Raw genomic sequence first — 12,634 nt, 5'->3', positions numbered from 1 at the left:
AACTGCCGGATGTTATTGTTGGGGTAGCCRGTATTTATATCCTTTGCTTTTTACTTCCAGCCAGCTTTTGGGCGCACTCCAGTAATTGGGTACATCCAGGGTGAAATCGTCATTTACATAGGTCAGCACATCTGTGTAATCCTGGCCGATAACGTTTTTGTAATGAATGGTCAGTTGTTTAAGCCGGGGATCATAAAAGTTGTCATCGGTGGATTGCTGTACTGTGCTATATGCGAAGGTGCCCATCGGGAAATCGGTATTGCCCGGAAGGATAGGATCCTGTCTGTATAAACCAAAATTCTGATCTACCAGTGTCAGCATATTATACATCCAGCCGGCGGAGTGTAAACCATGTACTTCAAAGGACCATGCGCTGGATCCCCAGATCATGTATTTGTTGTTGAGCTGAGGGTCATCGGCCATACTCAGGGGGGTAATGAACTTGTATTTTCTGAGTCTTCCGTCCGGCGCGTTTTCGCCACCATTGCCCGCCAACTGCACAGAGTAGTAGCGGCCAATAGGGATTTTAGGTATAGGGAAGCCGGACCAGTTCACGATTTTATCTTTTGTGACCAGCAGGCCGGCAATCATGAATTGGGTGTATTGGCGGCTCAGCGGCAGGCTATCTGCACGAACTACTTTCAATGGAAAGGCGTAGTCCTGGTATTGCTTCATTTTATCTCTTTCCACCGGCACCGTGAAAATGAGAGAAGAGGAAGAGGAGCCTTTAGGGATGGTTACTACAAACCCGTTTTCTTTTGTATCAAAAGGTGCATTCGCTGTGTAGGCGTTAGCGTTAGGTATTTTCTTGGTATCATTTTTCAGGATGTTGTAATCTTCCAGTGCCTCCGTATCGAAAGCTACGATTACGCGGTAATCCCGGGAGGCTGGCAGCGAGCCGCCGATACCTACTTTAAACTTTATGTCCGCCATGAAAGTTTTGGTATCAATGATGGTATCAGAATCATACTGGGCATTGAGGTATTTAAGGGTATCCACGAAGGTATGCACCGCTACGTCGGATATTTCCCTTTCTGTGGCGGAAGTGGAGGCGGCGGAAATAATATACACTTCCTGTTTGTAGAATTCTTTGTTTTCGTAATCAGGTTTGCCGCAGCCATGCAGGATGGCGGCAAACAATGCGATAGAAAGTATATGATAGATGCGTTTCATGTTGTCTGATTTAAAGTGTATTACCATCCCGGATTTTGTATCAGTGTTCCCCAGTAGTTGGCTACTTCCTGATAAGGAATAGGCAAGAAGTAATTTTTAGGCCGGAATACATAGCCATCGATCACGGCTCTGTCGTAGAACCCTCCGTCAGGGGAAAGGTAGTTGCAGCCATATACCAGACCGCCCATACCGAGGCTATTACCCCAGTTATCGCGGGTTGTTTTAATCGCATCTTTCCAGCGGCGCGAATCGAAATAGCGTCGAGCTTCAAAAGCCAGTTCCACATAGCGTTCGCGTTTGATCCGCTCCCTGGTGATTTCTTTGCTGGCGGGTTCATAGCCGGGTAAGCCTGCACGGAATCTGATCAGGTTGAGATATTTGAGGATATCTGCATCGCCGGGCGCATATTCATTTAAAGCTTCTGCATAAGAAAGATAAATTTCCGCCAGACGTATGGCATGGTAAGGTTTATCAAAGCTGCCACCTGCTTTCTGCTCATCATCTGCTACCCATTTTACGATCTGGTAGCCGGAACGTACGGACGGGCGGTCCGTCTGGATATAGCCGTCCAATGCATTGGCTTTATAGTCGGCATAGTACATGGTACCGTTGTTTTGCAGGTAGCCGCGACCAATAAATCCGATGGTAGCATAGAAGCGGGCTTCGCGGAAGAGGCAGCGGCTGGGCACTTTGGCGTTGATGTTAGACAGCTTAAACCCGGTGGTGATGGGGCTCGCATCTTCCGGTCCATTTCCTCTGATGTAGAGGCCATCGCCATTTTCAGCTAACCCAATATCGTTGTATAGTTTTCTGTTTTCTTCATCTATGGTGTTACCATTATTCATGAAGTAAGCGTCTACCAGCTTTTGGGTGGCATATACTCTTCCTGCATTTGCGGCGCCTTCACTATTGTTGTAATTCCTTGGAATGCCCATGATGGTGAGGTTCCAGGTTTGGCTGCCCTGGTTCACAATCCAGATGGCTTCTTTATTCCAGAATGATTTGCCACCGGCAAACAGGCCTTTATAAGAACGGTATGGATCGATGCCTGCGGGTCCGTTAGGCCAGGGAACATTATTACCCGGGAAGTTGCCTAATGGCACCGTTAATTTGTCGCTGTTGGCAGGAACGGTAAAAAGTTCAAATTTTCCCAGATCAATCACTGCTTTGGCGGCATCAGCCGCTTTTTTCCATTTTAACGGATCAACGGCAGTGGAGAAGTAAGGCTTTCCTTTAGCATCTCTGAAGGTGTTGTAATCGGAGTTGCCATTTACCAACGGGCTGGCATCCCAGAGGAGTACCCGTGCTTTAATAGCCATAGCGGCTTCCCGGGAAGGACGCCCCAGATCTACGTTTTGTATTTTTTCTTTGGGCGGAAGGAGATTAATACAGGAGTCCAGTTCTGAGGTGATGAAGTTCACACATTCTTCTTCTGTGTTTCTTGTAGTAGGTAATTCTTCTGTTTTAGAATAATCGATGGTTTTACTGACGATAGGAAAAGGACCGTATAACTCCAGCATCTGCGAATAATAAAATGCGCGCAGGAATCTGGCATCGGCGGCATATCCTTCTATTTCGCCTGGTACCAGCAGTTTATCATTTGCTTTATGATAATTTTCCAGGAAGAGATTGCAGGTGCGGATGGCTTTGTAATAGTCTCCCCAGAAGCCATATATCGGCATATCCGGGTTGAATTTACCCTGGGCGAAGAGGAGGTTGGGATAGTTATCCTGTCCTGCGTGGCCTTCATCGTAATTGGTATTAAAAGGCCAGCTGCCAATCATATCTGAATAGTTGGGCATAGCGCCGTAGCAGGCGGCCCAGGCTTTTCGGATATCGATACGTTGTGTCCAGATGTTATTGAGATTGTTTACCTCGTGCAGGTATTCATCGGCTTCCAGGTAATGACAGCTGAAGGAAGGAACGACGAAGAACAGGACTACAAGTAATTTTATGATATTATTTTTCATGAACGTCATTTTAAAGGTCAAATCCAATTTCCAAACCCAGGGAGATGGTTCTTTTTAAAGGGTAGGCGTAGGAAGAAGTTTGTTCCGGATTCCAGTCTTTAAATTTAGAGAAGGTGTACACATTGTCGCATCTGCCGTAGTAGTAAATACTTTTGAACGGTGATTTTTTTGATCTCGGTGTCCAGGTGTATCCCAGTTCTGCGTCTGCGATTCTGAGATAGGAGGCTTCTCTTAACCAGAAGGTAGAGATCTGCGCATTGTTCAGATTATCGGAACCATACGCCAGCCTGGGATAGGTAGCATTTGGATTTTCGGTAGCGGGGTTACCGGAGTAGGAGGCGGGTGTCCAGTGGTCTTTTACTGCAGCCGCATATATAGCACCGTTTTCGTTACCGCCTGCATTATATGGATTGAAGGGAATTCTGTTTCCGTAAATGGTTCTGAACTGGTTTAGCTTGCCGATGGCGCGGGTAGCGAAGGTCCATTTTTTATATCGCAGGTCAATAGCGAGTGAATAGCTCCATTTAGGATACCGGTTACCGGTCCAGATTCTGTCGTTGGCAGTAATAACGCCATCGCCATCAATGTCTTTGTATTTGATATCTCCGGGCATTACTTTATTCCAGGTTTGTACCGGGCTGTTATCAATATCTTTCTGATCTTTAAATAATCCCAGTGCAATGTAGTTCAGGTCGCGGCCCCAATCGAGTCCAATGCCGCTCTGGTAGGCTACTTTAGGATCCAGTTGTCCGTTTTCTATGATCTTGTTTTTATTGTAGCTAACAATTGCTTTGATATAGTTGATTTTGAAGTTGCCAAATGATTTGGTGTAGGTGAGATCAAAATCAATACCTTTTGATTCGGTTTTACCAAGATTGGCTTGTGGGATGGATGGCAGTCCCAGTGTAGCTGGCAGCCGGCTCAGAGAGATCAGCTGGTCGCTGTTCACGTATTGGTAAGCATCCACAATCAATTTCATATCTCTGAACAAACCTATTTCGGTACCCAGGTTTAATTTCTGGTTGCGTTCCCAGGTGAGATTCAACTGTTCCAGGCGGGATTCTCCTACGCCGGGAACATAAATGCCACTACCTGCAGCTTGTCCGAATCCGAAAGAATAACCGGTACGTCCGCTGGTGGTGGCCATATAACCGAAGCGGGAAGCGCTTCCAGACGCACCTACCACGCCATAAGATACCCTGAATTTGAGGAAGTCTATTACATCTGCGATACCGCCATTCCAGAATTTTTCTGCGGATGGTACCCAGGCGAAACCTACTGATGGAAAGGAAGACCAGCGTTTATCCGGTGTGAACATTTGTGATCCGGATGCGCCGAAGTTGATATCTGTAAAATACCGGTTGGCCCAGCCGAAGGTAATGCGTCCGGCCACTGATTGTTCGCGGGTCGGCAATGCATTGATGAGCAGGGTACCGCCATCACCGCTGGGGGCGTCGGTAAGATACTCCCGTTGTTTATACAGCATCAATCCTGTAACTGCCAGTTTTTTGAAAAAAGTGTGGGCGTAGTTCAGACTACCCTGCAGTTCTACTACACGATCCCCGGTAGGGGCGGTGTAATAGAACCCCATTTTGTCGTTAATGTCAGGGGTTTTGTTGATCGTTACCAGGTTACCGTCTTTATCCCGGCCGGTACCCAGATAGCTATTCATATAGTCAATAGCGTGGCGCTGGTAATCTTTATAATATCGGTGTGCGTAGTAATTACTTTTTGTAAAAGAGGCTATACCACTCAGAAACAATCCTTCTGTGAGAAAGTCCAGTTTCTGTATCAGGTTCAGGTTAGTGGACATGTAGTTGGCATAGTTTTTAACGAACCCGGTTTTGGTTAGCAGTGAATAAGGGTTCACAATGCCGGTTGGTTCTTCTGGTGCGGAGCCGTCAGAAAATTCTGCAGGGAATAATGTGGGATTTACGTTGTTCATGATATCGAGCAGGGCGCCGGCGCCTTGTCCTGGTTCGGTAGTGGTATTGTACCGCCCATCGAATCCAATTCCCAGTGTAGTGATGGGCGTTAGATCCGCTTTTAAGTTAGAGCGGAAGTTGAACTGGTTATAGTTGGCATTGGAGGCACTTTTGCTATTGAACATACCTTTTTCGTTGTACAACCCGCCGGACATATAATAGGTTACCGCATTACCACCACCACTGATATTGAAGTTCGCTTTGGTAGCAGGATTATTTTGTCTTATCATGGTTTTGTACCAGTCCACATTGGGGTAGAAGTCCATATCATTATCTGCAAACTTTGCGATTTCCTGGTCGGTATACATGGGACGTTTATCTCTTACCACCAGTGCTTCATTTTTCATTTTGGCGAAGGTAGGCGCATCTACCCAGGTAGGTTTGTAGGTGGCGTTGTTGACAGAATGGGAGGCCGAAATGCGTACTGTAGGCTTGGAGGCAATTTTACCGGTTTTGGTGGTAATCACAATAATACCGTTGGAGCCTTCGAGGCCATATACAGCAGTAGCAGATGCATCTTTCAATACCGAAAAAGTAGCGATATCGTTGGGATCTACGTCATCGATATTCCTTCTTAATCCGTCAATTAATATGAGGGGAGAAGTACTACCAGACACGGAGTTAATTCCCCTAATGATGAAAGAGGCACCATCTTGTCCGGGCTGGCCAGAAGATTGTACAAACGTAACACCCGCTACGCGCCCGGCCAGCTGTGAGGTGAGCGAACGGGTAGGGGCTTTTAACTCCGAAGGGTTGATGGTGGTAATAGCACCTACCACACTTACCTTTTTTTGTGTACCCATGGCGGTTACGACTACTTCGTCTTTGGTAAGACTTTCCGATTCCATGATGACAGGGAATTTCCGGAGACTGGCATAAGGAATGGTTTTTACTTCCACCTCCTGGGTTCTATAGCCTACAGAGGAAATCACCAGTGTAGCATAGCGGGAAATATTGCCCAATACGAAATAGCCATTTTTATCAGATACGGTACCTACCAGCGGATTCGCTTTTAAGTAAATTGTCACCGCATTGAGTGGTTGATTCTGTAGATCGGTAATAGTACCTGATAACGTTATAGCAGCGCCGGCAGAGTCTTTGGTGGCCAGCAACGCAGAACGTGGCGTATGCAGGGTGATCAGTTTATTGGCATTAATGCGGAAGGAGATGTCAGTATCTTTCAGGATAGCCGTTAATGCAACGGAGATATCCGTGGCTTTGCCATCGTATGCGCCCGCCATTTTATTGAACATCGGATCTTCTGTATAAAGAAACCGATAGGCGGTTGTTTTTTCGATATACTCCAGCACTTCCCGGATGGGCTTCTTCTCTGTGGGAATACCGATTTGCTGCGACCACCCCCTGAGAGAGAGACATAGCATGATAATAAGATACAGCAGTAGCTTACAGCTTTTTTTTACATTCATGTGACTGATGGTTTAAAATGATGACTATAGGCAAAGCAGATACCCGCGGACTTCATGACGTCCGCAATACCTCTGGTACATAAAGTAATCCTGATTTTAAAATGGTGTTACTGTGCAGATGTTATCTGCATACTTGCTATTGGTTGATATAAATTTTATTGCCTGAACTGGTGAAATGAAATGGAATAGTTTGTTGCAGTGCAGGAATGATTTCTTGAATAGACTCATTAGAGAAAGTTCCTGTGATGCGTATGTCCTGGAATACAGTATCATTAAAGTAGATGTATACATTGAATTTTCGTTGCAGCTCATTTGCCACGTCCTGGAACCTGGCAGAACGGAATACTAATTTATTTTTTAGCCAGGCCGTTTCGTCGAAACTGTTATCGATACGGTTAAGTGTAAGGTGTTGTAGTGATACGGTTTCGTCGTGTGTTTCTTTTGGTGTGCTGATATAGCTGTTTTGTTTTTGATTGATGGTGACTTTCTCTCTGGGTCTCAGCAGAATTACCCGTTCCGGATCTTTCTCCGTGGTGAGCTGAATGGCGCCGGTAAACAGGGAAGCTTCTACGATTGAATCTTCTGCATAAGCTTTTACGTTAAAGGTGGTACCGAGTACGGTGACTGTTACGGACGAAGTAGTTACCAGCATTGGCATGGCCGGATCTTTCTTTACATCAAAGTAAGCTTCTCCTTCCAGGTTAATCTGCCGGTTTTTTATGCCGAAGTCTTTATCGTAGGTGAGGCGGCTGCCTGAATTCAGCATGACGATAGAGCCATCCGGCAAATGCACCGTGGTTTTGGCGCCGCGTTCCGTATTGATTTTATTCACGAAGTTACCAGCTGCGTTGTGACTGGCAAACAGGTACAGTCCTGTGAGTACCGCTAAGTTTAGTACCGCGGCTACATATAGTTTGGAATAGCGCCTGAAATGTTTTTTAAAATGGCTGTCTGCCGGTGTTGCTGCCTCGTTGGCCGGTACTTCTCCGATCAGCTGGAGCAATCGTTTTTCGCTTCGCTCCAACATGGCGGGATCATCTCCCGTAATAATTTCCAGGTTGAAAACAGCATCCAGCACTTCCCCTTGCTGTAATTCCTGCTGGTGTTTTTTTAGCAGGAACTCCAGTTCTTTAATCTCGTGATCAGAGATCTCATGACTAAATTTTTTGGCGAGTAATTCCCAGATTCTGTCCATGTAAATGGCGGTCGTTTATTAGAAGGAGTGCTAAAACAACCGTTTACCCTTAAGTGTCTGAAAAAAAATCAGGTGGTGGAGAAAGTGAAGGCCTTGCTGAGTTTCTTCAGGGCAATACCCATTTGGGTTTCCACGGTTTTAGGGGAGATATTAAGGATTTCAGCTACATCGCGGTATTTAAACGATTMTTCTTTGACCAGCATAAAAATAAGCTTGCATTTGGGGGGTAGCTGATTGATGGCGGTATTTACGCGGTACAGCATTTCCGAAGAAATGAGTAATTCTTCCGGAGAGCGGGCTACTTCCAGCCGGAAGTCTTCGATGTTGTCCAGTGGCTCTGTCAGGTGAAGTGGTTGTTTCAGAAAGGAGAAGGCTTTATTACGTGCCATTACGTACAGGTATACTTCCGGGTTGCTGACCTCCAATAGTTTTTCCCGGCGTTGCCAGAGTTGCACAAATATGTCACTGGCCAATTCTTCTGCTGACTCGCGCTGTTTCACCAGGGAGTGAATCAGTTTGAAAATTCTGCTGAAGTAAAGGTTGTGCAATTTTACGAGCACTGCGGGCCCTTCGGCGGATGGTAACTGCTGGAATAGAAGTCTTGCTTCGGTTCCTCCTTTCATAACGTTTTGGTCACTGCTTTAAAAGACAAAAGTTTAATAATACAGCCTTGATATGTTTCTTATGGTTACTAAATTCGTGGAGTACCAAGCAGGATGAAGGTTTGAAGCGATCTGGCGGTAAGTATTTTATTGGTATTCCTGTTCTGGCGATCATCGTATATATCTTCTTGCCGCAACTTACAGATGTTCCAAAATCGTTTTTCTATTAGTGTTTAAATTAAATTCATCCCTTTTGATTTACAAAGATTCGGGCAAAATTTCAGTAGCAAAAGTTAAAATAATATCAATAAATGCGGAGTTTTTATCGTGTAGGCGGGAGGGTTAGGGAGAAATTACGAATTACGGATTTGTGAGATGATATAAGCGAAGATGGTATTCGCGTTTACTATCATCTCACAAATCCGTAATTCGTAATTTTTTGTTGCGCTTATCTGTTGCAGTCTGCAGACMAGGCTTTATTATCCCGGGTAAATCCGATGATCAGCTTGTCTTTGTTGATCGTGATAAGGCCGGTACCGGAAGAGCCGATACTTACCATGGTATTATCGTCTTTCTTTTGAAACTCAATACCGGTGAGATCGGGGATACCGTCTGAAAACCGGAAATCATACCGGGTACCCACTTTGGTGACGAAAACGCTTCCGTTGTCCTGGTTAACATTTTTACCATCGGCAGTGTAGCCAACTTTTCCCCTGAAGGTACCGGCAAAGATGTCGCTGTCGGCAGGGTCAGTACTTTTACTACAGGCAGAAAACAGTACAGCCGAAATAAATAATACGCTAATAATTCTAAGCATCCATTTCATATCACACGTTTTGGTTTTTCAATATAGTTCCAACTTGAAAATGCAATTAGCATACCAGTTAGATAGCTGGTATTATATATATGCAAGGCTGTTTTTTTATGGCAGTGACCGGGATTTTCGGGTGAAAGGATACACAAAATGGGTAAGCTGATCCTTGTTTAGGGGTGGTTATACATGGGAAGAATGCCAATGATACACCAATGTTGACTATGATTTAATGTATTGATAATCAATAATTACATTTAAAAATTAATAGATCTCTTTATTTTTAAAAATTTTTAATTTCATTTTTCTTAGCTTGTAAGTCGCATTTGACCAAAATCGCTGATAAAAACAAATCAATTTACTTCTTCAATAATGAATCATTCATGAGTACATTAACAACATCTCCAGCGCCAACTGGAGAAGCAGCAGCCGTCGCCGCCGGAGGTGAAAAGAAGGGGCGCCTTTACTCATTAGATGCCCTCCGGGGATTTGACATGTTCTGGATCATGGGTGGAGGCGGTATCTTCCACGCCATCGCCGCCGCCACGAAATCACCTTTCTGGGAAGCAATAGACGTACAATTGGAACATCCTGCCTGGAACGGATTTCATTTCTACGACCTCATATTTCCGTTATTCCTGTTTATGGCAGGCGTATCCACTCCTTATTCGGTAGGACGGGAACTGGAAAAAGGAAAGAACCGCACGCAATTATTGGGACGTGTTATCAAAAGAGGCCTCATACTGGTATTATTGGGTATCATCTACAACAACGGTCTGCAGTTACATCCGCTATCGGAAATACGTTTTGGTAGCGTATTAGGGCGTATTGGGTTAGCCTATATGTTTGCCAACATCATCTATTTGTATACCAAAGAAAGGGCACAAATGATCTGGTTTGTAGGGATATTGCTCACCTATTGGCTGGTGCTGAAATTCACTGCAGCGCCCGGCTTTGCACCTGGCGACCTGACCATGGAAGGTAACTTTGCTTCTTATATTGATCGGTTGCTGATGCCGGGTAAACTGTATCTCGGTATCCATGATCCCGAAGGACTGGCATCTACTTTCCCTGCTATCAGCACAGCTTTGCTGGGAATTCTTACCGGTAATTTATTGCGTAACAGTGACATGCAACCGGTGAAAAAGGTAGGCGTGATGGCACTTACAGGCGTTGTATTCCTGGTGCTGGCACAGCTCTGGAACCTTGATTTTCCCATTAATAAAAATCTGTGGACCAGCTCTTTCGTATTGCAGGTAGGGGGTATCAGCCTGTTGCTGCTGGCACTTTTCTATTATGTGATCGACATCGCGGGCTATAAAAAATGGGCATTCTTCTTCCAGGTCATTGGTATGAATTCAATACTCATCTATATTTCCGGACATTTTATTGACTTCAGCTATACTAATAATGCATTTTTCAAATGGCTGGGGCAATTGATTGGTGACCCATTTGGCGCAGTCGCCATGAGTATCACCTTCCTGTTGGTGAAATGGGCCTTTCTGTATTTTATGTATAAGAAGAAGATATTTCTTAAAGTATAATCATCACTACATAAAAAAGCGTGATACACTCTCCCTGGTGTATCACGCTTTTTTTATGGGATTACCATGTTTCCGTATAAGCAATATAATCCCGGGCGCTTTGATCGATTTGTTCCTGCGTTGGCCGGTGTTCTACGCCATAAAAAACAAAGAATGGCTGATAGTCGGCTCTTACATAATCGAATGTGATTTCAAAAGGAGCGGTGAGCTGCGCCATCGTGTATTTATATCTCCCGGAGGGCTGATAATCGCTTTTGTTAACACCCGCACTAATGGCCAATGCGATCTTTTTCCCCGCTACCTGGAAGCCGCTGCCGGCGCCATATGCCCAGCCATCTGTCAACACCTCATCCAGCCATTGCTTAAAAAATGGCGGACAATTAAACCAATAGAAAGGAAATTGAAAGATGATTTTGTCGTGTGCCGCTAATAGCTGTTGCTCCCGCTGCACGTCGATACGCCCGTCCGGATATTGCTCATGTAAATCATGTATCACATATTTCTCCGGATATTTCTTTAATTCTTCCACCCATCGCTTGTTGACAACAGAAGAAGTCATATCAGGATGGATGATAATTACCAGTGTTTTCTTCATATCTTGTTATCTTATCTGTACTGCAGGCAAAGGTGAAATTCTTATCTTTATTGGCCAATATGGGCTGAAGTTATCCGGTAGTGAAGAATTTATCACTATGCCAGCCTACTGGCAGATCATTACTTTTGTAACCTAAATAGCGGCGTATGTACCAGCGGAAAATCCCCATTGATTATAGTTGTGGTCTTAACATCGCCATGGAAGTGGTAGGATCAAAATGGAAATTTTGTTTACTCGATGAAATCGCCAAAGGCGCCAAACGCCCCAGGGACCTGGTGCCTGCCGTTAATGGCATCACCAGACGGGTGTTACAAAAAGAGTTGAGAGAACTGGAAATGCACGGCCTGGTAGGAAAAACGGTGTATGCGGAAGTCCCCCTGCGGGTGGAATACCACCTCACCACTGCCGGAGAATCATTGTTGCCACTCATCGCAGCCCTTGACCAATGGGGCCTCGACTTCGGTCCACAACTGAGAGAAATTTTAGAAAGAAAGACAATTCCTGCTTTGCCATGACTTCCACAAAAATATTATCCAAACATTTCAGAGATGTTCATTTCGGTGGTAACTGGACCAGCGTAAACCTGAAAGATACACTGGCCGGTATCACCTGGGAACAGGCCACCACAAAGGTGCAGGACCTGAACACCATCGCCGTACTGGTTTTTCATATCAACTATTATGTCAGCGTTATCCTGAAAGTTTTGCAAGGTGGCCCCCTGGATGCCAGCGATAAATATAGTTTCGATTTGCCACCACTCACGTCGGAAGCGGACTGGCAGGCGCTGGTGAACAAAGCACTCAATGAAGCGGAACAACTCGCACAGGCCATAGAACAGCTGGAAGAAGCGCAACTTTCGCAGGATTTTGCAGATCCTAAGTATGGCAGCTACCACCGGAATTTACTGGGTGTAACAGAGCATACGCATTATCATCTGGGACAGATATCGTTGCTGAAAAAAATGATTGATTGAAATTTTTTTTTGTAGTTTGGAAATAATGTTTACTTTCGCGCTCCCTTCACGGGAATGATTCCCTAGCTCAGTTGGTAGAGCAATACACTTTTAATGTATGGGTCTTGGGTTCGAGTCCCAAGGGGATCACAACAAGAATATCAAAGAGAATTAAAGCCGCTTGAATCTTAGGATTTATGCGGCTTTTCTGTTTTTACCATAGAAAGGTAAACCATATCAAACGAATCTGAAAGGATACAAAATAGGATACACAAAAAAAATATAAGTTTAGTGTATCCTTTCCCAGAATTGCTTATCAGTAAAGGGTTTTAGGACTTTTAAACCGAAACAAAACACACCAAACAAAACCAAAAATCGGT

10 protein-coding genes and 1 tRNA gene are annotated in these 12,634 nt (G+C 44.8%); 4 read left to right on the top strand and 7 right to left on the bottom strand.

Going from position 1 to position 12,634, the window contains the following annotated elements:
• Positions 1-12: 12 nt before the first annotated feature.
• From AC1DFM_RS32525 to AC1DFM_RS32500, 6 genes are all read right to left on the bottom strand, one after another.
• Positions 13-1,173, bottom strand: a complete 1,161-nt coding sequence (locus AC1DFM_RS32525; protein ID WP_477080957.1) for a DUF1735 domain-containing protein — start codon at positions 1,171-1,173, stop codon at positions 13-15.
• A 20-nt stretch (positions 1,174-1,193) separates the two neighbouring features.
• Positions 1,194-3,143 carry a RagB/SusD family nutrient uptake outer membrane protein gene (locus tag AC1DFM_RS32520; protein ID WP_477080956.1) on the bottom strand — a complete coding sequence of 650 codons (1,950 nt, stop codon included), beginning with the start codon at positions 3,141-3,143 and terminating at the stop codon, positions 1,194-1,196.
• 10 nt (positions 3,144-3,153) lie between these two features.
• Positions 3,154-6,555 carry a SusC/RagA family TonB-linked outer membrane protein gene (locus tag AC1DFM_RS32515; protein ID WP_477080955.1) on the bottom strand — a complete coding sequence of 1,134 codons (3,402 nt, stop codon included), beginning with the start codon at positions 6,553-6,555 and terminating at the stop codon, positions 3,154-3,156.
• A 136-nt stretch (positions 6,556-6,691) separates the two neighbouring features.
• On the bottom strand, positions 6,692-7,750 hold the full coding sequence (locus tag AC1DFM_RS32510) for a FecR family protein (RefSeq protein ID WP_477080954.1): 1,059 nt from the start codon (positions 7,748-7,750) through the stop codon (positions 6,692-6,694).
• Between the two features lie 68 nt (positions 7,751-7,818).
• Positions 7,819-8,373, bottom strand: a complete 555-nt coding sequence (locus AC1DFM_RS32505; RefSeq protein WP_477080953.1) for an RNA polymerase sigma factor — start codon at positions 8,371-8,373, stop codon at positions 7,819-7,821.
• 427 nt (positions 8,374-8,800) lie between these two features.
• Positions 8,801-9,178, bottom strand: a complete 378-nt coding sequence (locus AC1DFM_RS32500; RefSeq protein ID WP_477080952.1) for a hypothetical protein — start codon at positions 9,176-9,178, stop codon at positions 8,801-8,803.
• Positions 9,179-9,546: 368 nt separating this feature from the next.
• Between AC1DFM_RS32500 and AC1DFM_RS32495 the strand changes: the two genes are divergently transcribed.
• A complete protein-coding gene (locus AC1DFM_RS32495; RefSeq protein WP_477080951.1) occupies positions 9,547-10,707 on the top strand; it encodes an acyltransferase family protein in 1,161 nt (386 codons plus the stop codon).
• Between the two features lie 61 nt (positions 10,708-10,768).
• Here AC1DFM_RS32495 and AC1DFM_RS32490 read toward each other — a convergent pair whose 3' ends face one another.
• Entirely contained in the window at positions 10,769-11,302 is a 534-nt protein-coding gene (locus AC1DFM_RS32490; protein WP_477080950.1) for an NAD(P)H-dependent oxidoreductase, read from the bottom strand.
• 146 nt (positions 11,303-11,448) lie between these two features.
• Between AC1DFM_RS32490 and AC1DFM_RS32485 the strand changes: the two genes are divergently transcribed.
• The 3 genes from AC1DFM_RS32485 to AC1DFM_RS32475 all read left to right on the top strand — a co-directional run bounded on the left by AC1DFM_RS32485 (position 11,449) and on the right by AC1DFM_RS32475 (position 12,404).
• The gene (locus AC1DFM_RS32485) at positions 11,449-11,817 is read left to right on the top strand and encodes a winged helix-turn-helix transcriptional regulator (protein WP_477080949.1); all 369 of its coding nucleotides are present in this window, start codon (positions 11,449-11,451) and stop codon (positions 11,815-11,817) included.
• Positions 11,814-12,275 (top strand): DinB family protein, encoded by a 462-nt coding sequence (locus tag AC1DFM_RS32480; protein WP_477080948.1) that lies wholly within the window; start codon positions 11,814-11,816, stop codon positions 12,273-12,275. Before AC1DFM_RS32485 ends, AC1DFM_RS32480 begins: the two co-directional genes overlap by 4 nt.
• A gap of 56 nt (positions 12,276-12,331) precedes the next feature.
• A tRNA-Lys gene (locus AC1DFM_RS32475) sits at positions 12,332-12,404 on the top strand.
• Positions 12,405-12,634 lie beyond the last annotated feature (230 nt).

It is taken from the genome of Chitinophaga sp. 05T412 (assembly GCF_056396465.1).
Note: the sequence above shows the minus strand (reverse complement) of the source record. Positions and strands in the feature narration are given on the sequence as shown.